Origin of the sequence: Hyphomonas sp. KY3, assembly GCF_017309975.1 — a bacterium.
GTDB lineage: Bacteria > Pseudomonadota > Alphaproteobacteria > Caulobacterales > Hyphomonadaceae > Hyphomonas.
Map to the genome: position 1 here is coordinate 1779317 of NZ_CP022271.1, position 24699 is coordinate 1804015.

The window sequence follows — 24699 nt, forward strand, 5'->3', positions numbered from 1 at the left end:
CCTTGAGAGGATTACGCCCATGACGTTCAAGACGATCTTCGCTCCGCTCGCTTTTGAAGAAACAGCAAAACTGGTTTCAGAGACTGCCTTGTTGCTCGCCGGTGCGTTCAAGGGGCATGTGATGGCTCAACATGTGCGTCCGCGTTTTACAGGCTATCCGCCCATGGAATTCTACCCGGCGTCAGCCTCAGCGACCGTGATGGCAATGGAGGGGCATGATGAAGCCGCGGGCCGCTATGCCCGCGCGTTGCGAGCGAAGTTCGAAGATCTCTGCGCTGCTTCGGACGCCCATGTCGTGCCGGTACCGGAGGCGTTGAAACAAAACGGTGTGACCGCTTCGTGGACAGAAGAAGTTGGACAATTCCCGCTCAATTACGGTCTTTCGGCACGTGCGGCAGACCTTGTCGTCATGGCAATTCCCGATGCCAAGGGGGCGCATCCGGAGCGTGAACTGTTTGAAGCCGTGTTGATGCAATCGGGTGCGCCAGTTTTCCTTACGCCGCGTTCTGGCCTGAGCGCCGTACCGCGCCGACCGCTGGTCGCGTGGGATGGCAGCCTGCAGGCATCAAGAGTCGTCCGTGCGGCTCTTCCCCTACTATTGCAAAGTGACGAGACGACATTGCTGACGATTGGGGAAACGGACGCAGCCACGCCGAGCCTTGAGCAGGCAAAGCTGTGGCTCGAGCGGGCAGGGGTCCTGGTCACGAGCCGTCACGTGGAGTGGCCGGAGCGGCCAATCGCGGAACGAATTCTCAATCAATGCGAAGCGAGCGACAGCGATGTTGTCTTGATGGGCGGTTACTCTCATTCCCGGTTGCGTGAATCCATCATGGGCGGCGTGACCTTGCACATGATCCAGCATGCAGACTTGCCAATCTTGATGGTTCATTAGGGGGGCGTGGATGAACGTGTTGACGCCTGCACCGGCATCGTATGCAGATACCGATACGGGCGTGCTTCTGTCTGCCCGGGGGCTGACCAAGGTCTATGACACGGGTGAGGTCAAAGTTCAGGCGTTGCGCGGGGTTGACCTGGACGTTCGGCGCGGCGAATTGTTGGTCATGCTGGGAGCGTCCGGCAGCGGAAAGTCCACCTTGCTCAACATTCTAGGGGGACTTGATCGCCCGACCGAGGGGGATGTCCAGTTCGAAGGCAAGTCACTTACCCGGAGGTCGGACGCGGGATTGACCCGGTACCGCCGGCACCATGTTGGCTTTATCTTCCAATTCTACAATCTCGTACCCAGCCTGACAGCGCGTGAGAATGTGGCGCTGGTGACAGAAATTGCACGCGATCCCATACCCCCTGAAGACGCCCTTGCCATGGTTGGGCTGAGTGCGCGCCTGGATCACTTCCCAGCTGAACTGTCCGGGGGCGAACAACAGCGCGTGGCCGTTGCACGAGCGATCGCAAAGCGACCCGCATTGCTCTTTTGCGATGAGCCAACCGGTGCCCTCGATAGCAAGACCGGCATCCAGGTTCTGGAAGCGCTTGACCATGTAAACAGTGAACTCGGCGCGACAACGGTCGTCATCACGCACAATGTCGGTATCTCCGAAATGTCGGACCGCACAATTCGGCTGTCTGATGGGCGCATTGTGGATGTTGAAGAAGTCGGCAGGGCAAAAAAGCCGACTGATTTGTCATGGTAGGATGGATATCTGCGCTGGACCGCAAATTGTTGCGGGATCTGTTGCATATGCGCGGTCAGGGGCTGGCGGTGGGCGCGATTGTGGCGTGCGGCGTAGCGATCATGGTGATGGCGCTAGGTGCGATATCGTCTCTCGAGTTGAGCCGCGATACTTATTACGACCGGTTTCGATTTGCGGACGTCTTCTCGAATGCGAAGCGTGCGCCCGAGCGACTCGCAAATGAAATCTCGGAGATTGATGGCGTCCGAACCATCGAAACACGCATTTCTCGCCTTGTAACACTGGACATTGAAGGCATGCGCGAGCCAGCGAACGCTCAATTGGTGTCGGTGCCTGAGAACGGAAAACCAAGGCTGAACGGCGTCCTGCTGTATTCCGGACGCTTCCCCGATCCCAGCCGCCCGGACGAGGCAGTGGTTTCCAAGGCGTTCGTAGATGCGCACGGGTTTACGCTGGGCAGCCATGTACGCGCCATCATCAATGGACGTGCGCGTGACCTAGAGATTGTCGGGGTTGGGGATTCCCCAGAGCATGTCTACATGCTGGGCCCGAGCGGTCTGCTACCTGATGAAAAACGTTTCGCTATCTTCTGGCTAAGCCGTAGGGCACTTGAAGCGGCCTTTGATCTGGATGGGGCGTTCAACAGTGTGAGCGTCTCTCTCAGTCCCGGAGCCAACCCACAAGGGGTGATCGACTCGCTGGACAAATTGTTGGAGCCATACGGCACTGGCGGGGCTTATGGCGCGGAAGATCAATTGTCTAATGCGTTCATCGAAAGCGAGATGCAGCAACTGGCATCGATCGCTGCGATCATACCGCCAATATTCCTGATTGTGTCAGCCATGCTGATAAATGCGATTCTGGCGCGACTGATCGCGACGGAGCGCCAGCAGATTGGTTTGCTGAAAGCTTTCGGTTTCGATGAGTGGGAAATCGCCTGGCACTATGTGAAGATGGCGTTGGGCATGGTGATCGGCGGTATTTTGGTCGGTTTTGTCCTTGGTGCAGCATTGGCGCGCTTGATGACCAATCTCTATACGGATAGCTTCCGGTTTCCCGATATGATTTTCCGGCTGGATCCGTCGGCATTTGTGATCGGTGGGGGGGCTGCAACCCTTGCCGCGATATTTGGCGCAGTCGGGTCCGCGCGATCTGCAGCGAAGCTAGCGCCAGCCGAGGCAATGTCTGCTGCGCCGCCAACCGTTTATGGAAAAGGACCGGTTCAGCGTGCGTTCGCACATATACACTTTGATGAGCCAACCCGTATGATACTAAGGCATGTCACGCGGTGGCCCGTGCGTGCAGGCGTGACCGTCATAGGCGTTGCGGCGGCGCAAGCCTTGCTGGTGGGGACTTTGTTTGCGTTCGATTCAATTGACGAAATGATGGAGCAGCACTTTCACCGCACGGATGCATATGACGTCGCAATCAACTTTCTCGAACCGACAAATATTGGCGCTGTGCGAGAAATAGAGCGAATGCCGGGTGTGCTTTCGGTGCAGCCTAATCGGGACATCTCTATCCGCGTGAGGCATGGCCAGTTGGGCGAACGGGTGAGGTTGGTGGGTGTGGAGCCTGACGGCCGGCTGCGGCGGCTGCTGGATGATCAGGATAAATTCCTGGGTGTTCCGGATCGAGGATTGGCTGTGTCTTCGCAGCTGGCAGGAATGATCAATGTCGGGCGTGGTGATCGGGTCAGTCTGGAAGTGCTTGAAGGGGAAAGGCCGACGCTGGATGTGTCCGTTACGGCCATTGTGAATGAAGCCATGGGATGGCCAGCATTCATGGATGTGGATTCGCTAGAGCGCGCCTTGGGTGAAAGCAATGTCGTCAGCGGTGTTTATGCCATGATTGATCCTGACAGGGAGGCAGTCTTCAGCGCTGCGGTTCTGGAGCGCCCCGGGATTGCCAGCGTCTCTCTCCAGCGCGCTTCGATTGAGAGTTTCAATGACTCAATGGAAGAGAACATCAATATCATGATGACAATCTACGCTTTGATTGGCGGTGCGATTGCCGCGGCGGTCGTTTACAATGCTGCGCGTATCGGCCTGACTGAGCGAGGTCGCGAGTTGGCCAGCCTGCGTGTGCTCGGATTTTCGGAAGGCGAGGTATCGTACATCCTGATTGGAGAATTGGCCTTGCTGGTTTTCCTGGCTCTGCCGCTGGGCGGGGCGATGGGAATGGGGCTCGCCTATCTCGTGGCGACATCAATGGCGACTGAATTATTCCGAGTACCCATTACAGTCGCCCCCTCCACGCACGGGCTGGCCGCTTCCATTGTGATCGTGTCATCGATCGCCGCTGCTCTATTCGTGCGCCAGCGCGTGAAATCGCTCGACCTTATCGCCGTTTTGAAAACCCGGGAGTGACCTCATGGCCCTTCGCAATCGTCTTCTGTTTTGGGCTGTCATCGCCATAATTGTGCTGGCGCTGGCGGTCTGGGCATTCTCACCCCGCGCCATCGACGTAGATATCGTGAAAGCAAGCAGTAGGTCGATGACCGTTTCCGTAAATGAGGAAGGCAAGACGCGCATTCATGATGTCTTTGAAATCTCCGCGCCCGTCTCAGGGCAATTGGAGCGGATCAGCCTCGAAGCAGGCGATTGCGTATATCAAGGGGAGACAATCGTCGCAGGCATCCGTCCCGTGGCTGCGCCTGTGCTGGACAGTCGATCCCAAAAGCAATTGTCGGCAGTTGCCGATGCTGCCGCTGCTGCTGTGACGGCGTCCAAGGCGGAACTCGACCGGGTTCGGTCCGAACTGAACCATGCCACCACGGATGCCAATCGCTATCGACTGCTGGCGCCAGGTGGAGCAATATCGCGCCAGATGCTGGAGCGGGCCGAAGCGGAAGAGACGACGCTGCAGGCGGCTGCTCGGGCTGCGGAAGCTGCACTTGCCATGCGCCGGCAGGAACTGGCAGCCGCCCGCGCTGCGCTTCGCCCGAGCAGTGAGGACGAGGGCGGAGAACTGATCGATGTCATCGCACCTATCGATGGGGTTTTGCTGCGGCGCCTTCGCCAGAGCGAGGGGCCGGTGGCACAGGGCGCACCTCTTGTGGAAGTTGGGGATCCTGAGGAGATCGAGATCGTGGCGGATCTGCTGTCTGAGGATGCGGTGCGCATTTCACCCGGAGATCCTGTGATCATCTCGGATTGGGGTGGTCCCGTCCTGCAAGGTAAGGTTCGGCAAATTGAGCCTTTTGCCTTCACAAAAATATCTGCACTCGGGATTGAGGAGCAGCGTGTGAATGTTGTCGTGGACTTGCTGCAAGGCCAGCCTGCGGACCGGCTGGGTCATGGATACAGGGTGGACGTAGCTGTCCAGATCTGGTCGCAGGACAATGTTCTCACGATTCCAATAACCGCATTGTTCAAGCAGGATCGCAACTGGTCCGTCTATCGCATCGAAAACGGTCGCGCCCGCTTGCGTCAAGTAACGATCGGGCATTTGAATGGCCAGGAGGCAGAGATCCTGTTGGGTCTTGAAGAGGGAGATTTGCTGGTAGAGCACCCTTCGAGCCGGATTGTCGACAAGGTGTTGGTGCGCGCACGTGAAGCTCCACAGCCGACTTCCGAGGCGCAGGACGGTTCAGAGTCAGCGGCAGTGCAGCTATCGGCTACTTGGGACAATACTGTAGGTGGCTGCGATTTTCTGATCCGCTAGAGAAGAGAGGCACATTCGCGCGCAATGATGCGCTCTTCATCCGCGACAACGCGCACCACCGGCACCGACGCCCCCTTGGGAGACAGAACTTCTGCATTCGCTTCGTTCGCGGCGTCGTCAAGAGTTGGACCTAGCCAATCGAGGTGTTGAATAACTCGTGAGCGGATTGCTGGTGCGTTCTCGCCGACTCCGCCCGAGAATACAATTGCGTCAAACCCTTTCATATCTACGGCAAGTGAGCCGCATTGGCTGGCGATCCTGTAGCAATATAGATCGATAGCTTCTTTCGCCTCTTGGGCAGGGCTTTCCAGAAGCGTTTTGGTATCTCCCGATATGCCAGAGACGCCAAGTAAGCCAGACTTCCTGTAAAGCAGGTCGGAAACCTCTTCGACTGGCATAGCACGATCCTTGATCAGGTGCAGGACCACGCCCGGATCCAGATCCCCGCAGCGAGTCGCCATGGGCAAGCCATCAAGTGCAGTCAGGCCCATGGATGTGGCGATGCTTTTCCCGTCAATCATGGCGCAGGCGCTCGCGCCGCTGCCCAGATGCAAGGCAAGCACACGGTTTGGACGCGCGCCCAGAACCTCACCAAGAGTTTCTACGATGTGCGCATATGACAATCCATGAAATCCGAAGCGCAATATGCCTTGCTCGCTTAGCGCACGGGGCAGGGCATAGAGTTCGGCAATGTGCGGCATGGTCCTGTGGAACGCCGTGTCGAATGACAAGGTTTGACGGATCTCGGGCAGGGCATTTGCAACGGCTTGCACGCCCGCGAGATTATGCGGTTGGTGCGCTGGCGCGAAGACTGCGAGGGCCTGTAAGCGCTCAATAGCCCTGTCGCTAACGGCGACCGGGCCCTCAAACAGGGTGCCGCCATGCACGATCCTGTGTCCTATACCGGAAATGGTCACGCCCGCCTCCGGCCCGGTTAGCCAGGTCGCAAGCGCGGTGATCAAATGCTTTGGATCAGATATGCTGGCTATGACGCTCTGAAGCGGCTTCACTTTTTCCGGGTCTGATACGTCTAAGCGTCGCGCGCCGGAAAGGTCGCGCACGGCGCCGCGAAAGAGGCATTCTCCCAACTCGCCGACAGCGTCGATTTCGAAAATCGAGAATTTGAGGCTGGAAGAACCCACATTGAATGTTGCGACAGCGCGGCGCGTCATGGCTGGTCTCGCTGCCAGTGCGCCACTGCTGACGCAAAGGCGCATGAAGCCATTCGCTCCTCGGCGCTGTCGGCGCGGCTGGTCAGAATAATCGGAACACTGGCACCCAGAACAATTCCAGCCGCTGATGCGCCGGCTAGATAGTCCAGCTGTTTGGCCAACATGTTTCCAGCCTCGATGGCGGGAACGATCAGAATATCTGCATCCCCGGCGACCGGAGACTTCAGGCCTTTGGTTGCGACCGATTCAGGTGAGACAGCCAGATCAAATGCAAGGGGGCCGTCCACGACGCCGCCCTTGATCTGACCTCGGTCCGCCATCTTGCACAGGGCGGCTGCATCCAGTGTGGACGGTATGATCGGGTCCACCTCTTCGGTTGCAGACAGGATGGCGACTTTTGGCGGATCGATGTCGATGGCACGGGCCGCGTCAATTGCGTTTTGCGTTATCCAGCGTTTCGAGGTGAGGTCAGGCACAATATTGAGGGCGCCATCACTGATCAGCAACGGTTTGTGATAACCGGCGGTGGAGAGCAGGAACACATGGCTCATGCGCCGGTCAGTGCGCAAGCCACCGGCGCGTTTGACGACTTCAGCCATCATTTCATTTGTGTGGAGCGCGCCTTTCATGAGGGCATCTGCATTGCCTTCATGGATAAGCTCTACGGATCTTGCCGCGGCTGCGTGGCTGTAGGGTGCTTCAATCTGCACAAGGCCAGAAATGTCGAGACCGGCCAATTCCGCTGCTGCAGACATTTTTGCAATCGGTCCCACCAGGATGGGCGTCATGATACCAGCCTGCGCCGCGTCCAAAGCACCTTTGAGGCTGGAGGCATCTACAGGATGTATAACCGCAACGCGTAATGTCGGGCCGGGTTGAGCCGCGGCTTTCGCAATGAGCCAATCGAACTTGCCATCCATGTCGCTGGTCACGACCCTGACCGGGTTCTGGCGGGATATCGAATTGTACTTGTCATGCGATCACTCTCTCCGGAATACCGTTTCGCATACTCAATCCTGACGGAGACATTTGGGCAAGCCCGTAGAAGTACGTGAATTCAGGAGTAATGCGTATTTCGCGGCGAGATAGACTGCGGTTGTATGGTAAAAGACAGAACTCTAACCCAAACATTTCAACACATATCGGAGAGATGCCATGGCCCAGACTAAGTCCACAACCCAGAAAGCGGCAGCGAGTCAAAAATCAAGTTCGCAAGTTGGCACAAACGGGACAGGGTTCATTCCCAACAGCGCGATACCGATCCCGGTGACCGACACAATGCAATTTGGTGCCGTCAGCATGAAGCACTTCATGGAAGCAAGTCAGGATATGGCGAAGTTCTACAACAGGCGCCTGCGGAAGGACATTTCTTTCATGAGTGAACTTGGCACTTGTAAATCGCCACAACAGGGCGCCGCAGTTTGGTTCCGCGCAGCCAGCGAAGCAGCGCATGACTATGTCGACCAGTTCGACCGCTTCGTCGCGATTACACTGGATAGTTCATCCTCTGAATAGCATTAAGGCGCGCACAGCTTAACCTGTAGTCGGAGGTGAAAAATTTGCCTCCGGACGTATTAGTGTTCCGCGAGTACAAGATCACTCGCCGAAATTTCCTGCTTGGAAAGTCACCGCACCATACGCCGTACGGGGATCAACGGATTGTAAAGAGGACTGACTTACAGGGCCAGTCCGTGTGGTCTGCTATCAGCTTCATCATTCTGGCCGGCCAGGCGTTTGAGATATTGACGGTTTCTTAGGCGAAAGCGATCAGCCCGAGGCATGTCGATGACGCCAGTTTGCTTGAACTGGTTGAGCATGCGGCTGACGGTTTCAATTGTCAGGCCCAGATGATCGGCGATGTCACACCGGCTCATTCGAATAGGTGTGTAGCCATCGGCTTTGGGTGCAAAGCGTGAATCAAGGAAAAGCACGAAATCTGCTACCCGCTCCTTCGCACAGCGACAGGCTAGCAATGTGGCCTGACGGCGCACGTCTGCGGACGCCTTGTCTATCTCGCGAAACACCGTCTGTCGAAATTGCGCGTCTTGCAGAAGGCACCGCTCAAAAAATTCACGGCTCACATAGTTTGTTTCCACGCGGCTTAGCGCTTCTGCACTTGTCGGACTGGTGGCGCACAAACACAGAGAGACATATTCACCTGGGCCGGAAAATGCTTCGATCTGGCGATGTCCATCCGCCGTGACTCGGTAAACGGTCACGGTACCCGATACAATCTTGTGGATGCCTCGCTCAATATCGCCTTGATGGAAAAGATGAGTCCCGGGGGCGTACACTTGTCGTGCGCTAGCTAAGCTCGCATGTGCTTCAGGAACTGCTGCAAACCGTGCCATGCCATTCTCCTAACTTTGATCCATCAAAGAAGAGTGGTGCAAAGCGGTGGCGCGGACACTCCGGAAGAATACGCATATCGGAATTAGTGGGGCACGAGAAAACAAGCCGGCGTGCGCCGCTTGTTGAATGACGTGCTCATGAGACGGTTATCTATGCGATTAGACCCGACTGGATCGCCTTGACGACCACTTCGGTGCGATTGCGTGCTTCCAGTTTCAAGGCCAACGACCGCAAGTGTAGCTTTACTGTTGTTTCCTGAATGTCGAGTAACCGGGCGATCTGTTTGTTGGATTCCCCTCGCTGCAGGCAGAACAGCACTTCGCGTTCACGTGGGGTGAGACTTGAGCCGTCTGCTCCCTGACTCTTGTCGGTCTGGGTGGGACTGAAAACCTGTCCTGCCAGAATAAGACGGACCGCGGCGACCAAGCCGTCGCCCGGCATGGTCTTGGGAATAAAGCCCCGGGCGCCACTTTCCAATAGAGCAGTTATCTCCATCTGCCCTGCAACACCTGACAGGATCGCAATCGGTTGATCGGAAAACATGGCAATAAGCTCTTTGACGTCTTGAACACCCGTGATGCCCGGCATCCGCAGGTCCAGCAAAGCGAGATCATAGCGATCGCCATTCTGAAGAGCGGTCCTGACGACATCGCCATCGCGCATGATCGTAATCTTCGCGTCGGGCAATTCGTGCTCCAGCAGTGACCGGACGGCGTCCAGCACGAGATCATGATCATCGGCAATTAGAAGGTGCATGCTGTAAATCCGATTCACTCGTTCGCTGACAATGGTGGATGTGCCGGCGCAGTTTTGCCAATCTTGTGCAGGGTTGCCCATAATTTTTCACGAGACAGTGGTTTGGCAATGGTCGCGGCCAGACCGGCTGGCAGGGGGGATGCGAGAGCGCCGGAACTCATTACGACGGGGATGTCCGCCCGGACATCCAGCAATTCGAGAACCAGCTCATCACCGCTCATTTGTGGCATGCGACGGTCTGTTACAATCAACTCGAAGGCCCAGGGTGCAACTTTGAAGACGCCAAGTGCGGCGACCGGATTTGTAAAACCCACAGCATCCCAACCGAATTCTCTCAACAGGGTGACGACAAGGTCCACTTGAAATTGATCATCGTCTATGACCAGTGCGCCTTGAGCGCCCGTACTTGGCTTATCGGGGTCGTTGATGGAATTGGGAAACGTTCTGGGCGCGCGTGCGTCCAGCAAGGGCAAGTCGATCGCGACCATCGTCCCTTCGCCGGGGCGGCTGAAAGCGCGCATTCGGCCCATCTGACCCTGTAACAGGGCATCAACCGTAACCAGTCCAAGCCCGCGCCCGGTACCTTTGGTCGACTGAAATGGCAAAAAAGCTGTATCAAGAGCTTTTTGAGACATGCCGACTCCATCGTCGCGCACGATCAGGCGCGCAGCCGGGAATGACTGGCAGTCTCCACGGTTGCAAATTGCGGATGGGTGAAAGTCAGGTTCCACCGTACTGTCTTCATCGATCTGCTCCAGGGAGAGGTAGACGCTCCCATTCTCGTTGATGGCCTCGCGTGCATTCTTGACAAGATTGAAGACCATCCGGGAAAACAGGGTCGGATCGGTTTCGCAGATGAGCTTGCTTGTGGTCACCAGGGTTTCGAAGCCCTGCGTTGCCAGGAACTGGTTGCTGTTGAGTTCGCTGACATCCCGAACGAGGTCGTTCAGGGAACAGACTTTTTGCTCTGGTTCGGTATCGAAATGCATCAAGTCTTCGACCAGATCATTGGCCTGATTACAGGATTGGAGAATGCGCTCTATCAACAATTCGAAGATGTCGGCCTGTCCGTCATCAGCCAGCAATTGTGCAGAGGCGTTTATGATGGCCAGTATGTTTGCGAAGTCGTGCCCAACTGATTTCGCCATACGGCCGAGCGCATCGCGGCGTTCTGCGTCGAGCAGCATTTCGTGCAATTGTTCTCGTTGGGCTTCGCGGCGCCGAATGATGCCCACATCGCGTGTGGAGCAGAGGATGCCTCCATCCGCGATCGCCGTCAGCGACAGATCCTGATGTACTTTTGAACCATCATTGGCAATGCCGGCGACTTCGCCGCGCCAATACCCGTTTTGCTGGAAGAGAGGAAAGATGTCGCGTTCAAATCGGCGTAACGTGTCCTTGGCGTACAAAATCGTCCAGGGTCGTCCGATACACTCACCGGCGTAGGCGTACCCAAACATACTGGCATGGGTCGGATTCATGTAGGTGAAGACGCCATCCTTGTTGGTGATGGCGACACCGTCAGCAGACACATCAATCGCGGTCGACAAGTGTTTGACTTGGAGGGCTTCCTCACGGAGTTGCTCGGTGATTTCATAAAGTTCAGCGGATCGAACTTCCAGCAGGTTTTCCGCAGCCGTGCGTGCAGCAGACTCTCTCTCGAGCTTCCGTTTTAGCCGTGCGAGATTTTCATCACTTTCGCTCAAGTTCAATCCCTGCGGAATACATGAAATTCCGCATTATAAAGGTACCGATGTTTACTATCGGTTCGTACAATCTCAAAATCTTCGAGTTTATTATAGTGATCAAGAGCCGCCATGATCATGCCTTCACATAAATCGGCCATGGGTCGTCCCGAGGCGTATGTGATGCGCATTTCGCGGTCTCCATCACGAGATCGGGGCTGGATATCCGGGACTTCAGCATCGGGATACAGTTTACGAACATCCCGGTGAATGACGCCATGTATGCGTTCGATCAAGTCAAAGGCATGGCTGATACCGTCTTGAGGGTGACTCGCAATAAGCGTGGGGAACAGACTGCGTCCAAAGCCAACCAGGAGTTGTCGTGCGGACCGGCCTGTCTGATTTGAGAGCGCGGTAACCAATGTCAGCATTTCGACATGGTCGTAATATCCGACATTCGTATACACTCCAGCCGATTCCAAGTCGGTCGTGCGCAGCAATTCGTCGATTTTGGCTTCGCCGAACTCCTTTTCTGCGAATTCCAGAAACTGTCTGAACACAACTCCCTTCATCATTTGGCTCCAGTTCATTCCAAATACAGCAAAGCAGTAGACCTCGGCCCGATCGTGCCAGGGCTTCTATGCCTTTTGAATGAATACCAGTGATCGATTGAGGGAACTACCTGACCAAAAGGTCAGGTCGGCCCCGCCCTTTGCGCTGCAAGACCGTCCTTCCGGAGAATATACGGCGCCACAATAAAGGTCGATTGTGTCCTCGAGCTTGGTACTCATTCGGGGATACGAAATGACGAATTTGAAACTGAAACTACAAGCAATTGCGATTTCTGCATCGCTTGTGTCTGCTATCCCGGCTTCGGCTCAGATAAGCATGGAAGCCGGCGGATGGTCAGATACGCCGCTAGGCTTCAGCCGCGATGCCCAGGCCAATCGCGTCATCGTCGCCGGCGGAGGATCCAGATCCTCAGCCACTAACGCTCCCTTCGGGAGCACGCGTGCGATGATGCCGTCATGGTCAGGTACAACAACTGGCGGCAGTGCTACCGCAATCGGCAACATGATCAGTGTGGATATTGAAGGCAACAACAACACCGTGATGGTGGATGCCTCCCAAATCAACACGGGGAATCAGACCGCAATCGTCGCTCACCTTCCAACGAGTGGGAGTGACTGATCATGACCTATCGAAAAGCATTTCGCACGTTTCTGATCGGCGCAGGTCTGGTCTTCTCGACGGCTTGCACGTCGATGGAAGGAATCGTCTCCAATCCCGACTACTTGTCGACGGGCGCAATCGTGGAAGATAGCTCCACTGCGTATTCGGGCCAGCTCAGCTGCATGAAGTGGAGCACACCAGCGGAGAAACCACGGATTGCCGTGGGCGACATTCGCGACATGACCGGAAGATTTTCAACTTTCGAAGGCGCAGTGGCCACGCAGGGCGCCTCTCTGATGGTGATGTCGGCAGTGAGCCAGGCTGGTTTTCCACTGGCTGAACGTCTGGATACGGCGGTCGCCGAGCAGGAGCTGGAATTCGCAAACAATCGGTTGATCAGTGAAGCTGGCGAACCAACCGAAGACTACCGCAAAGTATTCACAGGTTCGATTGCCGGCAGCGACTACATCCTGCTCGGCGGTATCACGGAACTGAATTTCAACGTGCACAGCGATGTTCGCGAAGCACGTATAGGGCCTGTTGTAGGTGGTGAACGCCACTATGCAATGACTGTCGCCCTGGACCTCCGTCTGGTCAATGCCACTGATTTGAGCGTGGTAAATCTGGTCAGCCAACGGAAAATAATTCGCGGGCGCGAAATTCGCGCGGGTGTGTTCGAATTCATTGGGGACACAACCATCGACATTGGCATGGGCGAGCGCGCTCAGGAGCCTGTGCACACTGCAATCCGAACGATCATCGAAAGCGCCGTTTTCGATCTCGTCTCAGGCATCGCCGGTCCGTCCGCGCAAGCCTGCTCTCAAGCAGAGTTCGTCATGTCGGACGTGCCTGCCTTTCAACAGACTAATCATTAAAGGAGAATATTCATGAAACGGTCTGCTCTTTTCTTCGCTTCTGCCCTCATTCTGTGCGGACAGGCGGTCGCCGACCGCGGCAACAATAATGGCAGAGGTCCAGTCGATGTCGATCTCGGCATTGGAGACGTCGTCGATGCCTCTGTCGACATTGGTGGCGACAGTTTGGTTGATGCCGATTTGGACGTGCTGGGCGATTCAGCTCTTGGTGACGTGTCCGATGCCGCCGCCAACGCAGTTGACTACGCAACGCGTCAGGTCAACAGCGGCAATCAGAGTGCAACTCTCAACCTTCTCAGCGGTGCGATGGGTGAAGTCACCGGCACGGCTGCGACAATCGGCAATTCCTATTCGATCGACTCGGTTGCCGACGCCGTCTCATCGGTCAACCAAGGCAATTCAGGTGCAGTCTATGCCAATGCCAATGTGAACATCGAGAATTCCGGTATCGCAACAGCGACGGCAGCTGCCATCGGCAATACTGCATCGGTCACGTCAGAAGCCAGCACACTCGCAAGCCGCTCAACGCAATCGAACAGCGGATACATGACCACTCAGATGAATGCGACGATCGGTGAGATAACTGAAGTCACCGCAACTGCGGCGTCGATCGGCAACTCGCTATCCGTTGAGATCCCGGGAAGCGGCAGCATGACTGCGCAGCAGTACAATTCCGGTACGATGGTCGCCGAATTGAACGGTCGTTTGGTTGGCTTTGCTGACGGAACAGCCACCGCAGCTGCGATCGGCAATTCCGCATCGCTCACCAGCCTGAACTCTGATGTCGTGGGCAACGCCCTGACTCGCGTCAGACAGGCGAATTCTGGCCATCAGATTTCTGCACTTGCTGCCCAGGTGTCCCATGGTGCCGAGGCCGCAGCCACCGCTGCATCCATCGGCAACTCGGTGAACATCTCCGTTCAGTAGGTGTGGAAGGGGGCGCCGGACTGCCGTCAGTCCCCCGAATGCAAGTTCGGCGCCCTCATTGATAGATAAAGTGCTCTTTGGTCCAAGGCCCGTTCGTCCTGTGCGGACGGGCCTTTTTCCATTGCTCGCGGGCGGTTTCGGGGCCTCTCTGTGGCTCTGAATCCGTTCGAACTGGGCTTTCTGGTCAGGAGGTGACCGAAAGTGCTGTAATACGCTTATAGTCCAACGTGGACAGGGGCTTTCGGCTATGACATAAGCCGCCCCTTCAGACAGGATTCACAGGGCGCCCGCGCGCATTTCTTGCGCCCGTGACCCAAGATACGGATGATTGAACCGATGGAAGTTACCCAGACCAAGGCAGAAGGTCTTAGCCGCACGTTCGCCGTTAAAGTGCCGGCCTCGGAACTGCAGGCCAAACTCGACGAGCGGATTGAAGAAATCCGGCCGCAAATGAAGCTCAAGGGCTTCCGTCCGGGCAAAGTGCCCGCATCCCATGTCCGCAAGCTGTACGGCCAGGACCTGATGGGCGAGTTGATCAACAAGCTGGTCACCGAGACCAACCAGAAGGCGCTTGAAGACAATGAGCTGCGCCCGGCTGGCCAGCCAGACGTCCAGATCGACGGCGACATGGAAGCTGTGGTCAAGGGCCAAGCCGACCTGTCCTACAACATGAATGTCGATGTGATGCCGGAATTCGAGCCGGCCGATGTGACCAAGCTGACCATCACGCGCCCCGTCGCGGACGTCGCTCAGGAACAGATCGACGAAGCGCTTGGCCGTATCGCCGAACAGAACACACAGTATGAACCGCGCGCCAAGACGGCGAAAGCCAAGGAAGGCGACGCAGTCGTCATGGATTTCGTGGGCAAGATCGATGGCGAAGCCTTTGAAGGTGGTAGCGCCGAGCAGCAGACACTGGTCATTGGTTCCGGCCAGTTCATCCCGGGCTTCGAAGACCAACTGGTCGGCGTGAAGGCGGGTGACGAAAAAGACGTGACCGTAACGTTCCCGGAAGAGTACGGCGCCGCTGACCTTGCCGGCAAGGAAGCTGTCTTCGAAGTGAAAGTGCACGAAGTTCGCGCGCCAAAAACGGCTGAACTCGACGACGAATTCGCCAAGGGCCTCGGTCTGGAAAGCCTTGAGCAGCTGACCGGCCTTGTGAAAGACCAGTTGAAAGCTGAGCATGACGGTGCGTCCCGCGCCAAAGCGAAGCGTAACCTGCTTGACCAGTTGGATGAGGCTCACAGCTTCGACCTGCCGCCAAACATGGTGGAGCAGGAGTTCAATCAGATCTGGCAGCAACTGCAGTCGGAGATGGATGCGGGTCGCACCGCTGACGAAGACAAGGACAAGTCGGAAGACGAACTCAAGGAAGAGTATCGCAAGATCGCAGAGCGTCGCGTGCGCCTCGGTCTGGTCCTCGCCGAGATCGGCCGCGTGGCCGACGTTCGCATTTCCGAGCAGGAAGTGAACCAGGCTCTGGTCCGCGAAGCACGCCAGTATCCAGGTCAGGAAACGCAGGTGGTGGAATTCTTCCGCAACAATCCTGGCGCGATGGCCCAGCTGCGCGCACCGATCTACGAAGACAAGGTCGTCGACCATATTCTGGAAGTCGCTGAAATCACCGAGGAAACGGTGTCCCGCGAAGACCTGTTCAAGGAAGAAGACGAGTAGTCTTCACGCCAGTAGACGAAATCTGATGAAAGCCAGTCCGCAGGGGCTGGCTTTTTTCATGTGGCGAACCCCAATAGGTAAACCGGATGTTAACCGCATGCCGCGAGTTTGTATCGAATCGAAAATAAGAGGCATCAGAAGATGAGCGTCCAGAGTATTCGCCCACAACTGAACGAACAGGACATCCACAGACTGATCAAGGGTGAAACACCCGAAGATCGGGCATCGGTTGCCCATCGGTTGTGTCGCCGGATCGCTCTGGATGTGCTGAGTGATTCCGAGCGCGAATATGCACAGGAAATCATGGGAATACTCGCGGATGATGCGGCGGATCTGGTGCGGCGCACCTTGTCTGTCACGTTACGAAACTCGCCGATTTTGCCACGAGAGATCGCCTTGAAGCTGGCGCAGGATATCGAGGCTGTAGCCATTCCCGTACTGCAGGACTCGCCGGTGTTTACCGAAGAGGATCTGATTGAACTTGTCCTGTCCGTCACCGCGGCAAAACAGGCCGCAATTGCCAATCGTGAAACCCTGTCGACGACACTGACAGACGTGATTTCCGAGCATGGAACGGTTGAGGCCGTGCGGATGTTGTCCGAAAATGAAGGGGCGGAGTTTACGGACGCCGCTTATGACAACTCGATCCGCCGGTTTGGGTCTGATGAGGATGTGCAAAAGGGCTTTATCAGTCGCGAATACATCCCCACCCATATCGCCGAAAAGATGGTTTCGCTGGTTTCTGGCCAGTTGTTTGACTTGCTGGTCAATCGCCACGAGCTTCCGGCACAAATGGCGATCGACCTCGCCTCGGCATCGCGTGAGCGGGCAACGATTGATCTGGTAGAGCAGGCGGGGCGAACTTATGATTTACCGCGTTTCGTCTCGCAACTGCACCTGAATGGACGGTTGACGCATTCACTGATTATGCGGGCGCTCTGCTGTGGCCAGATGCCGTTCGTTGAGCATTCTCTGGCGGAATTATCTGGTGTGGGCCACCAGCGCGTTTGGTTGATGATCCACGATGCGGGGCCGTTGGGGCTACAGGCTGTATTCGATAGAGCCGGTATGCCCCGGAAAATGCTGCCCGCGTTCCGGGCCGCTGTGAATGTTTTCCATGAGACAACGCATGACGGTGGGCCAAATGATCGGGCCCGATTCCGCGCGCGCATGATCGAACGTGTATTGACCCAGTTCCAGGCCATCCCGAAGGAAGACCTCGACTATCTGCTTGAGAAACTGGACTATTATTCGGAAATGGCGGCGATGGACGAAGCCAGCGGTACGGTAGATGTCGCCTAGCAGTCGGTGCGCATTCGGACGCCCGCCTGGACACCCAGACTGTCGAAAAACGCTCCATCACGCCAATTCGCCTTGTCGGCGATGACGAGAATACCGGCGGCGCTGGCAAATTCGCACAAATCCATCAGCTCTTCATTGATTTGCAGTTCTCGGGCATCCACTCGGATACTATCGATCATCAGACCGAGGCCATCGCGCAATTGGGTCTGCCACGATTTACGCATATCGATTGATACGCGAAAGCCGCGCTTGCGGAGACTTGCCACGCTGTGGATCGCCTCCGTGCGCCCATCGGCGAAGACAGAATCCTGGAATTCGAGACTGATTTCTTGTTGGCAGAGGGTCGTTCGGCGGATCGCGGCATCACAGCCTACAGCTGTGTTGTCATCCCCAAGCGCTGCTGCCGGGGCCGGCACAATGATTGGGCGCATCCGATTGTCAAATGTATGCGCCGCGCTGGCGACTTCGAGAAGACGATCAGCAAGCCATTTGGCTGGGCCTGTTGCTGACTGGGAAGCGGCCGGGCCGAAGGCGGCCTTCTCTTCATACCGCTTGGACATCTCGCAGACCGTACCAAACGAGGTACCGTCGAGCACATGCATGACAGGCTGGAAGCGGAGATGGACCTTCTGTCCACTGTGGGCGACAACTTTCGTTTGAAGCAATTCCCGCATCACTCTTCCCGTCTTTCTGACCGTGCCTATTGCCTTACCTAAGGGAGAGGATTGAAGATCACGCGCAGAAATCCGTTGGGATTTTGAGGAAATTTGACAGAAAAATACGGGACCATAAGAAAATGACAACGCAGCCCGACGCACCAAGACTCTCGGCCACAGTGCTCATCGTTCGAGATGGAGCAAACATTCCCGAAGTTCTGATGGTGAAACGCCACTATCAGATCGACTTTGCTGCGGGCGCGCTCGTCTTCCCAGGTGGCAAGGCAAATGCGGAAGATGCAAGCGCGGATTGGGATCCCTACACCGATGGCGATTTCGGGCCGGTGCAGCAGGACGCGCGTATCGCGGCGGTGCGCGAAGCTTATGAGGAGTCGGGCCTGCTGCTGGCGCGCCCGCGCGCGCAGCGTGGTACCAATCAGCCGCTGGTTGGCCCTGACATGGCGGAAAAACTGGATGCATTCCGGTCAGCTGTAGACCGGGGCGAGCAGAGCTTTCTGGAGCTGATACGCGACAATGATCTCGTGCTCGCGCTCGATAGTCTCGTTTACTTTGGGCACTGGATCACACCCGACATGATGCCCAAGCGCTTTGATACGCATTTCTATGTTGCGCCTGCACCGCCAGATCAGATTGCCGCCCATGATGGCCGCGAGACAACGGACTCTGTGTGGATTGGGGCGCAAGCCGCACTGGATGCAGAGGAGACCGGTGAGGCTATTATCATCTTCCCCACCCGGATGAATTTGAAAAAGTTCGCAACGGCCAGTTCCGTGGCCGATGCGGTCGAGCGATTTGGCCGCGAAACCGTTATAACCGTCAAACCGCAGCAGTCAGAGACACCCGAAGGCGAGCCGTGTCTGATCATTCCAGACGTGGAGGGGTACGGCCAGACCGTTGAGCTGCTGTCCCGCGTAAACGTCTAGAGAATGAATTTCGAGAGGTCGGCATCTCCAGCCAGGCTCTCGACACGCTCATTCACATAGTCGGGCGTGATCGTGATGGTCTCGCCTGACTTGTCGGGCGCCTCGAAGCTGATTTCGTCCAGCAGGCGCTCCAGGACTGTTTGCAGGCGACGGGCGCCGATATTTTCCACGCTGCTGTTCACGGCCTCGGCAAGATCGGCAAGGCGGTCGATGGCAGCGTCTTCGAATTCCAGTGTGACGCCTTCAGCTTCCATCAGGGCTTGATACTGGCGGATCAGGCTGGCTTCGGGTTCTACCAGAATACGACGTAAATCATCCCGTGTCAGAGCGTCGAGTTCGACGCGGATGGGGAGGCGCCCCTGCAGTTCGGGCAGGAGGTCAGACGGTTTCGAAACGTGAAACGCGCCGGAAGCAATAAAGAGTATATGGTCGGTCTTGATGGCGCCGCGCTTGGTGCTGACAGTGGTGCCTTCGATTAGGGGCAAGAGGTCGCGTTGAACGCCTTCGCGGCTGACATCAGCGCCGCCACGGCCTTGTTTGGCGGCAACTTTGTCGATCTCATCCAGGAAGACGATCCCATCTTCTTCGACCGCATGAACGGCTTCCCGGACAATCGCGTCTTCGTCCAGCAACCGATCAGCTTCTTCCTCGATCAACGGTTGGTAGGCTTCCTTGACCGTCGTTCGCACACGCTTCGTGCGCCCGCCCATGGCTTTACCCAGCATGTCGGAGAGATTGATCATGCCCATGGAGCCACCTTGGCCAGGAATATCCATCATCTGCATCGGGCTGTTGGTTTCAGCGATGTCGAGATCGACCGGCTTGTCGTCGAGTTCTCCGGCGCGGAGTTTGGTACGAAAGACTTCGCGTGTGGAGGACTGGGCCTCTTCGCCGACCAGCGCATCGAGTAGACGTTCTTCGGCTGCATCTCGCGCCTGCGCCGTTACGCCCTCTCGTTTTTGTTCGCGGATCATCGAAACCGATGACTCCACCAGATCGCGGATGATCTGTTCCACATCACGCCCGACATAGCCGACTTCCGTGAACTTTGTGGCTTCAACTTTCAGGAAAGGCGCATTGGCAAGTCGGGCAAGACGACGAGACACTTCAGTCTTGCCAACGCCCGTGGGTCCGATCATCAGGATATTCTTCGGCGTGATCTCAGATCGGATCGAGTCGGGTGCCTGTTTCCGGCGCCAGCGATTGCGGAGTGCTATGGCAACTGCGCGCTTCGCGCCAGTCTGCCCAACGATGTGGCGGTCAAGTTCTGCGACAATTTCGCGGGGAGTAAGGTCTTTCATCAGGACTTCCGAACTGGGTCTGGCGCTCGGCCAGCGTGAAACAAGGCGCGAAATGCGGGAACCTAGAGGTCCAGCGTTTCCAGCGTGAAATGGCTATTGGTGTAGACGCAGATGTCGGCAGCAATCTGCATTGCTTTGCGGCCGATCTCTTCGGAGTCGTCCTCATAGTCGTAAAGGCCGCGGGCCGCGGCCAGGGCGTAATTGCCGCCAGACCCGACAGCAACGACATTGTGTTCGGGCTCCAACACATCACCGGCGCCTGTGATGACGAGTGTCGATTCCTTGTCGGCTACGATCAGCAAGGCTTCGAGTTTCTGAAGATATTTCTCGGTCCGCCAATCCTTGGCAAGTTCAACGGCAGCGCGTTGGAGCTGGCCAGGGTGGCGCTCCAATTTGGCTTCAAGTCGCTCAAACAGGGTGAAAGCGTCCGCAGTTGCGCCGGCAAATCCTGCGAGAATGTCTCCGCCAGCGATTCGGCGGACCTTGCGGGCGTTGCCTTTCATGATGGTCTGACCCATCGAAACCTGCCCATCGCTGAGCATGACGAGTTTTCGGCCCTTGCGGACGGCGAGAATGGTTGTGCCATGCCAAATGGCGGCGTTGTCAGTGTCGTGCGTCATGGCGAATGATGTGGCCGATCCGTGCTGTCTGTTCAAGAGAGGACCTGTTACATGAATTTCCACAGAGATATGTCATATAAGTGTAGCTTTGCCCGGCTATCTGGGCGCGGATGGAAGGGAACCGCCTGAATGGTGCAACAGCTCGGCCAACTACCTATGGGATGGTTGCTGACCGCGCTGATAATCTTCGTGGTCACGACCGGATTTTCTGTGGGGCGAATACGCGCTGAGCGTTACTTGGTGTCGGGCCGTCACAAATTTCATTCACGTGGAAACTATCACGGCTACTATGTGGCAATGTGGGGCCTGCTGCCCACGCTATTCATCGCGTCGGCCTATATCCTGTTTTCACGCGCGGCCATCTTCGGGTGGCTGGACAACGAGTTGCCGGAGGGCTTCCGCCAATTTTCCAGGGCTGAGCTTCAATCCTATTTGGAAGCTGTCTCAGCGGCGGCGCGGACTGGCGGCTATACGGGCGCAGACCGCATATTCGCGACGGTTACGAACCGCTACCTTGAATTATCTGGCAGTCTGAATGGTGCTACGCTGGGGGCGATGGTTCTGGCTGCGATTGGAGGTATCGCCTATGCGCGTCGCCAGGTCGCTCCAGCTTTTCGGGCCCGGCTCAAAGTGGAGCGTGGGGCAGAAGCATTCCTGTTCCTGTGCGCGGCCATCGCGATCGCCACCACAGTCGGTATCGTTGCTTCCCTTCTCTACGAGAGCATACGTTTTTTCGCTCAGGTGCCGATAACCGACTTTCTGTTCGGCACGCGGTGGAACGCGCAGACGAGCGCAGAATTCGGCGCACTACCACTTTTCTTCGGCACGTTCATGATCGCATTGATCGCGATGCTGGTGGCGGCCCCGATCGGGTTGTTCGCCGCTATATTCCTGTCGGAATATGCCTCCCCGCGCGTTCGGCGGTACACGAAGCCGTTGCTAGAGATGCTCGCCGGCATTCCGACGGTTGTGTATGGTTTCTTTGCGCTTCTGGTAATTGCGCCCGGTGTGAGGGCGGCTGCACTCGGGATCAACAGCTTGTTGATCAATATTGGCATCACGTCCGAACCTTTGCTGGCAGCACAACCGACAAGCGCGCTGGCGGCGGGATTGGTCATGGGCGTCATGGTCATTCCATTTGTGTCATCCTTGTCGGATGACGTGATCAATGCCGTGCCGCAAACTTTGCGTGATGCTGCGTTCGCTATGGGGGCAACCAAGTCGGAGACGATCAAACAGATCATCTTGCCGGCCGCCTTGCCGGGTATTGTCGCGTCCATGCTGCTGGCCGTTTCCCGAGCCATAGGCGAAACCATGATTGTTGTTATGGCGGCAGGTCAGCGGGCACGCATTTCTTTCGATCCGTCTACGGATTTGACGACAATTACGGTCCAGATTGTGGCACTTCTGACGGGGGAGACGCAGTTCGACAGTCCGAAGACGCTGTCAGCCTTTGCGTTGGGACTTGTCCTCTTCGTCGTTACACTCGGCTTTAACCTGATCGCCCTCCGGGTCGTCCAGCGATACAGAGAGAAGTATGAGTAGTCCCGTGGAAACACCGCTTCGGTCAGAAAAGGCCTTGAAGCACCTGCGCCGCCGCCGCGCTGCGGACACGCGATTCCGGGTGTATGGGCTCGTGGCCCTTGGCTTTGCACTTTTCTCTTTGGTCTTCTTGATCTGCGCGATTGCCTGGAAGGCGAGCAGCGCGGTCACCTATCATGTGGTGAAGACTGATATCGTGCTCGAGGCTGACCGCATTGTACCCGATGGCAATGCCTCGCCAGAAGAAATCACCCGAAATATCGAAGGCTTCTACACGCTGGTGCGGGATGACCTTTTTGCGGAATTCGCTAACCTGGAAGACACTCCCGCAGTACGGAAGGACTTCAGCGCCTTGATTGACCGGCTGGCGGTTTTGCCGCTCGCGCGTCGGGTGGCGAAAAATCCTACATTGATTGACCAGACGGTCTCGATCCAGGTTCCCGTTTCGGATGACGTCGACCTGTTCCTGAAGCGGTCGTCGCCGCGCAGCATACCGTTCCGGCTTGGACAGGGCGCACAAATCAGCCTGGGGCAGGGTACGGATGAAATGGTCCTGAGGCATCCGGCCTTGGAGTCCGTTCTTTCCTCGCTCACAGCGCTCGGATCGCAGCAAGGCGCGCCATCGGTATTGGTGATCGCCGACAGCGCAGTGGCGCGTCTGACAGATTTGCAAGACCAGACCGCCGGGTTCGAGATACTGGCTGGCGATCTCGCAGACTTTCAAGGCAAGCCGTTGAAGGGTCTGATCGTGGCCGTTCCCGAGAGCAACCGGACGATTTCTGATTTGCAGATCGCATGGGCATTGGCCTTGAAATCGGAAGGTATCATTCGGCGCGTGCCCCATACGAGCCTCTTGACCAGCACAGACAGCACATATCCGGAACTTGCGGGATCTCTAGCGGCAATTGTTGGATCTCTGTTGACGATGCTGGTTACTGGCATGGTTGCCATCCCCATGGGCATTTTTGCCGCCATATTCCTTGAGGAGTTCGCGCCGAAGAACCGGCTGACTCAACTGATTGAGGTGAACATCAACAATCTGGCAGCGGTACCGTCCATCGTCTTTGGCCTGTTGGGGGCCACCTTGTTGCTCGGCACGTTCGGTTTGCCGCGATCGGCGCCTCTGGTGGGCGGTCTCGTTCTGGCTTTGCTGATCCTGCCGGTTGTGATCATAGCTGCCCGCGCAGCCCTCAGGGCTGTGCCCCCGTCGATCCGAAGCGGCGCGCTCGCTGTTGGCGCGTCTCGAATGCAGGCCGTGTTTCACCATGTTCTGCCGCTCGCCTTTCCGGGCATGTTGACCGGCGCAATCCTCGGAATGGCGCGCGCATTGGGGGAGACAGCACCATTGCTTCTGATTGGAATGGTGGCATTTGTTGCGGAAGTGCCGTCCTCGACGACCGACGAGGCAACTGCGCTACCGGTGCTGATCTATAGCTGGGCGTCAAATGCGGAGCGCGCCTGGGAGCCGATGACGGCTGCAGTTATCGTGATCCTTCTGGCGCTTCTTGTTACAATGAATGTCATCGTCGTTATGTTGCGACGCAAATTCGAGCGGAGATGGTAATGGATACCACGGCCCAGACAGATCACGATCCGGCTTTGACCGGAGAAGGCGCTGACCAGGCGCAGGCGCTGGTTTATCCCCGCATCAATTGTCAGGACGTCAACGTCTTTTACAGCGGCAAACAGGCCGTGTTCGATGTGTCGCTGCCAGTTTTCGACCGTTCGGTTACGGCGCTAATTGGCCCATCCGGGTGTGGAAAATCCACCTTTCTGCGCTGCCTGAACCGTATGAATGATACGATTGATGGAGCGAAGGTGACCGGCGACATCTTCATGGATGGTGAGAACATCAATTCGCCAGATGTCGACCCGGTGCTATTGCGGTCGCGTGTCGGCATGGTGTTCCAGAAGCCCAACCCGTTTCCGAAATCCATTTACGATAACATCGCTTATGGGCCGCGCATTCATGGACTCGTAGACGATCGGCAGGAACTCGATGCCATCGTCGAGAAAAGCCTGCGCCGCGCCGGTCTGTGGCAGGAAGTCAAAGACCGGCTCACCCAGCCCGGCACCAGCCTGTCAGGTGGGCAGCAGCAGCGCTTGTGCATTGCCCGCGCAATCGCCGTGCGACCTGAGGTTATTTTGATGGATGAGCCGTGTTCTTCGCTGGATCCGATTGCAACGGCACGGATCGAAGAACTGATTGATGAGCTCAGAAAGCGCTATTGCATTGTAATCGTGACCCATTCCATGCAACAGGCAGCGCGAGTGTCGCAACGCACGGCCTTCTTCCATCTTGGCCACCTCGTTGAGATGGGCGACACCGACCAAATATTCACCAGCCCGCGTGAGCGGCGCACTGAAGACTACATCACCGGCCGGTTCGGATAGGGAGACTG

At 56.8% G+C, this 24699-nt stretch carries 23 protein-coding genes; 14 read left to right on the top strand and 9 right to left on the bottom strand.

Annotation, left to right across the window (positions count from 1 at the left end; genetic code table 11):
* The first annotated feature begins 19 nt into the window (after positions 1-19).
* From CFA77_RS08780 to CFA77_RS08795, 4 genes are read left to right on the top strand one after another with little or no spacing between them, the layout of a single operon-like run.
* Positions 20-892, top strand: coding sequence for a universal stress protein (locus tag CFA77_RS08780; protein WP_206990375.1), 873 nt, complete (start codon positions 20-22; stop codon positions 890-892).
* Positions 893-902: 10 nt separating this feature from the next.
* Positions 903-1652, top strand: coding sequence for an ABC transporter ATP-binding protein (locus CFA77_RS08785; RefSeq protein WP_206990376.1), 750 nt, complete (start codon positions 903-905; stop codon positions 1650-1652).
* A complete protein-coding gene (locus tag CFA77_RS08790) occupies positions 1646-4021 on the top strand; it encodes an ABC transporter permease (RefSeq protein ID WP_206990377.1) in 2376 nt (791 codons plus the stop codon). The genes CFA77_RS08785 and CFA77_RS08790 overlap by 7 nt, the downstream gene beginning before the upstream one ends.
* A gap of 4 nt (positions 4022-4025) precedes the next feature.
* On the top strand, positions 4026-5318 hold the full coding sequence (locus CFA77_RS08795; RefSeq protein WP_206990378.1) for an efflux RND transporter periplasmic adaptor subunit: 1293 nt from the start codon (positions 4026-4028) through the stop codon (positions 5316-5318).
* Here CFA77_RS08795 and CFA77_RS08800 read toward each other — a convergent pair.
* Together CFA77_RS08800 and CFA77_RS08805 are read right to left on the bottom strand one after the other, a co-directional pair.
* Positions 5315-6490, bottom strand: a complete 1176-nt coding sequence (locus tag CFA77_RS08800; RefSeq protein ID WP_206990379.1) for an acetate/propionate family kinase — start codon at positions 6488-6490, stop codon at positions 5315-5317. The two genes, CFA77_RS08795 and CFA77_RS08800, sit on opposite strands and share 4 nt — an antisense overlap.
* On the bottom strand, positions 6487-7422 hold the full coding sequence (locus tag CFA77_RS08805; protein WP_242517290.1) for a bifunctional enoyl-CoA hydratase/phosphate acetyltransferase: 936 nt from the start codon (positions 7420-7422) through the stop codon (positions 6487-6489). The genes CFA77_RS08800 and CFA77_RS08805 overlap by 4 nt, the downstream gene beginning before the upstream one ends.
* A gap of 223 nt (positions 7423-7645) precedes the next feature.
* On the opposite strand from CFA77_RS08805, the gene CFA77_RS08810 reads away from it, so the two are divergent.
* Entirely contained in the window at positions 7646-8005 is a 360-nt protein-coding gene (locus tag CFA77_RS08810; protein WP_206990380.1) for a hypothetical protein, read from the top strand.
* A gap of 161 nt (positions 8006-8166) precedes the next feature.
* Here CFA77_RS08810 and CFA77_RS08815 read toward each other — a convergent pair whose 3' ends face one another.
* From CFA77_RS08815 to CFA77_RS08830, 4 genes are all read right to left on the bottom strand, one after another.
* A complete protein-coding gene (locus CFA77_RS08815; protein ID WP_206990381.1) occupies positions 8167-8841 on the bottom strand; it encodes a Crp/Fnr family transcriptional regulator in 675 nt (224 codons plus the stop codon).
* Between the two features lie 151 nt (positions 8842-8992).
* Positions 8993-9598 carry a response regulator transcription factor gene (locus CFA77_RS08820; protein WP_206990382.1) on the bottom strand — a complete coding sequence of 202 codons (606 nt, stop codon included), beginning with the start codon at positions 9596-9598 and terminating at the stop codon, positions 8993-8995.
* Between the two features lie 14 nt (positions 9599-9612).
* Positions 9613-11304 (bottom strand): ATP-binding protein, encoded by a 1692-nt coding sequence (locus CFA77_RS08825; protein ID WP_206990383.1) that lies wholly within the window; start codon positions 11302-11304, stop codon positions 9613-9615.
* A 2-nt stretch (positions 11305-11306) separates the two neighbouring features.
* A complete protein-coding gene (locus CFA77_RS08830) occupies positions 11307-11858 on the bottom strand; it encodes a heme NO-binding domain-containing protein (protein WP_206990384.1) in 552 nt (183 codons plus the stop codon).
* A 229-nt stretch (positions 11859-12087) separates the two neighbouring features.
* Here CFA77_RS08830 and hfaA point away from each other — a divergent pair, with 229 nt between their 5' ends.
* The 5 genes from hfaA to CFA77_RS08855 all read left to right on the top strand — a co-directional run bounded on the left by hfaA (position 12088) and on the right by CFA77_RS08855 (position 17234).
* Positions 12088-12474, top strand: coding sequence for a holdfast anchoring protein HfaA (gene hfaA, locus CFA77_RS08835; protein WP_206990385.1), 387 nt, complete (start codon positions 12088-12090; stop codon positions 12472-12474).
* A gap of 2 nt (positions 12475-12476) precedes the next feature.
* Positions 12477-13331: a CsgG/HfaB family protein gene (locus tag CFA77_RS08840; RefSeq protein ID WP_206990386.1), complete on the top strand. Its 855-nt coding sequence runs from the start codon at positions 12477-12479 to the stop codon at positions 13329-13331.
* A 12-nt stretch (positions 13332-13343) separates the two neighbouring features.
* Entirely contained in the window at positions 13344-14258 is a 915-nt protein-coding gene (locus CFA77_RS08845; RefSeq protein ID WP_206990387.1) for a hypothetical protein, read from the top strand.
* 336 nt (positions 14259-14594) lie between these two features.
* Entirely contained in the window at positions 14595-15932 is a 1338-nt protein-coding gene (gene tig / locus CFA77_RS08850) for a trigger factor (RefSeq protein WP_034812882.1), read from the top strand.
* Positions 15933-16073: 141 nt separating this feature from the next.
* Positions 16074-17234, top strand: coding sequence for a DUF2336 domain-containing protein (locus tag CFA77_RS08855; RefSeq protein WP_206990388.1), 1161 nt, complete (start codon positions 16074-16076; stop codon positions 17232-17234).
* Here the strand turns inward: CFA77_RS08855 and CFA77_RS08860 are convergent.
* On the bottom strand, positions 17231-17908 hold the full coding sequence (locus CFA77_RS08860; protein WP_206990389.1) for an EAL domain-containing protein: 678 nt from the start codon (positions 17906-17908) through the stop codon (positions 17231-17233). The genes CFA77_RS08855 and CFA77_RS08860 overlap by 4 nt on opposite strands.
* Positions 17909-18030: 122 nt before the next feature.
* Here CFA77_RS08860 and CFA77_RS08865 point away from each other — a divergent pair, with 122 nt between their 5' ends.
* On the top strand, positions 18031-18834 hold the full coding sequence (locus tag CFA77_RS08865) for an NUDIX hydrolase (RefSeq protein WP_206990390.1): 804 nt from the start codon (positions 18031-18033) through the stop codon (positions 18832-18834).
* On the opposite strand, the gene hslU is transcribed toward CFA77_RS08865, so the two are convergent.
* Entirely contained in the window at positions 18831-20135 is a 1305-nt protein-coding gene (gene hslU / locus CFA77_RS08870; protein WP_206990391.1) for an ATP-dependent protease ATPase subunit HslU, read from the bottom strand. The two genes, CFA77_RS08865 and hslU, sit on opposite strands and share 4 nt — an antisense overlap.
* Positions 20136-20197: 62 nt before the next feature.
* Positions 20198-20755, bottom strand: a complete 558-nt coding sequence (gene hslV, locus CFA77_RS08875; RefSeq protein ID WP_206990392.1) for an ATP-dependent protease subunit HslV — start codon at positions 20753-20755, stop codon at positions 20198-20200.
* 129 nt (positions 20756-20884) lie between these two features.
* Between hslV and pstC the strand changes: the two genes are divergently transcribed.
* Genes pstC through pstB form a run of 3 tightly spaced genes read left to right on the top strand, consistent with a single transcriptional unit; the run spans position 20885 to position 24691 of the window.
* Positions 20885-22300 carry a phosphate ABC transporter permease subunit PstC gene (pstC, locus tag CFA77_RS08880; RefSeq protein ID WP_206990393.1) on the top strand — a complete coding sequence of 472 codons (1416 nt, stop codon included), beginning with the start codon at positions 20885-20887 and terminating at the stop codon, positions 22298-22300.
* A complete protein-coding gene (gene pstA, locus CFA77_RS08885) occupies positions 22293-23861 on the top strand; it encodes a phosphate ABC transporter permease PstA (protein WP_206990394.1) in 1569 nt (522 codons plus the stop codon). The genes pstC and pstA overlap by 8 nt, the downstream gene beginning before the upstream one ends.
* Positions 23861-24691: a phosphate ABC transporter ATP-binding protein PstB gene (gene pstB / locus CFA77_RS08890; RefSeq protein WP_084333129.1), complete on the top strand. Its 831-nt coding sequence runs from the start codon at positions 23861-23863 to the stop codon at positions 24689-24691. Before pstA ends, pstB begins: the two co-directional genes overlap by 1 nt.
* Positions 24692-24699: the final 8 nt, after the last annotated feature.

Coding starts and splice junctions, on each gene's coding strand:
- CFA77_RS08780 (WP_206990375.1), top strand. CDS start 20: ATGACGTTCAAGACGATCTTCGCTCCGCTCGCTTTTGAAGAAACAGCA.
- CFA77_RS08785 (WP_206990376.1), top strand. CDS start 903: ATGAACGTGTTGACGCCTGCACCGGCATCGTATGCAGATACCGATACG.
- CFA77_RS08790 (WP_206990377.1), top strand. CDS start 1,646: ATGGTAGGATGGATATCTGCGCTGGACCGCAAATTGTTGCGGGATCTG.
- CFA77_RS08795 (WP_206990378.1), top strand. CDS start 4,026: ATGGCCCTTCGCAATCGTCTTCTGTTTTGGGCTGTCATCGCCATAATT.
- CFA77_RS08800 (WP_206990379.1), bottom strand. CDS start 6,490: ATGACGCGCCGCGCTGTCGCAACATTCAATGTGGGTTCTTCCAGCCTC.
- CFA77_RS08810 (WP_206990380.1), top strand. CDS start 7,646: ATGGCCCAGACTAAGTCCACAACCCAGAAAGCGGCAGCGAGTCAAAAA.
- CFA77_RS08815 (WP_206990381.1), bottom strand. CDS start 8,841: ATGGCACGGTTTGCAGCAGTTCCTGAAGCACATGCGAGCTTAGCTAGC.
- CFA77_RS08820 (WP_206990382.1), bottom strand. CDS start 9,598: ATGCACCTTCTAATTGCCGATGATCATGATCTCGTGCTGGACGCCGTC.
- CFA77_RS08830 (WP_206990384.1), bottom strand. CDS start 11,858: ATGATGAAGGGAGTTGTGTTCAGACAGTTTCTGGAATTCGCAGAAAAG.
- hfaA (WP_206990385.1), top strand. CDS start 12,088: ATGACGAATTTGAAACTGAAACTACAAGCAATTGCGATTTCTGCATCG.
- CFA77_RS08840 (WP_206990386.1), top strand. CDS start 12,477: ATGACCTATCGAAAAGCATTTCGCACGTTTCTGATCGGCGCAGGTCTG.
- CFA77_RS08845 (WP_206990387.1), top strand. CDS start 13,344: ATGAAACGGTCTGCTCTTTTCTTCGCTTCTGCCCTCATTCTGTGCGGA.
- tig (WP_034812882.1), top strand. CDS start 14,595: ATGGAAGTTACCCAGACCAAGGCAGAAGGTCTTAGCCGCACGTTCGCC.
- CFA77_RS08855 (WP_206990388.1), top strand. CDS start 16,074: ATGAGCGTCCAGAGTATTCGCCCACAACTGAACGAACAGGACATCCAC.
- CFA77_RS08860 (WP_206990389.1), bottom strand. CDS start 17,908: ATGCGGGAATTGCTTCAAACGAAAGTTGTCGCCCACAGTGGACAGAAG.
- CFA77_RS08865 (WP_206990390.1), top strand. CDS start 18,031: ATGACAACGCAGCCCGACGCACCAAGACTCTCGGCCACAGTGCTCATC.
- hslU (WP_206990391.1), bottom strand. CDS start 20,135: ATGAAAGACCTTACTCCCCGCGAAATTGTCGCAGAACTTGACCGCCAC.
- hslV (WP_206990392.1), bottom strand. CDS start 20,755: ATGACGCACGACACTGACAACGCCGCCATTTGGCATGGCACAACCATT.
- pstC (WP_206990393.1), top strand. CDS start 20,885: ATGGTGCAACAGCTCGGCCAACTACCTATGGGATGGTTGCTGACCGCG.
- pstA (WP_206990394.1), top strand. CDS start 22,293: ATGAGTAGTCCCGTGGAAACACCGCTTCGGTCAGAAAAGGCCTTGAAG.
- pstB (WP_084333129.1), top strand. CDS start 23,861: ATGGATACCACGGCCCAGACAGATCACGATCCGGCTTTGACCGGAGAA.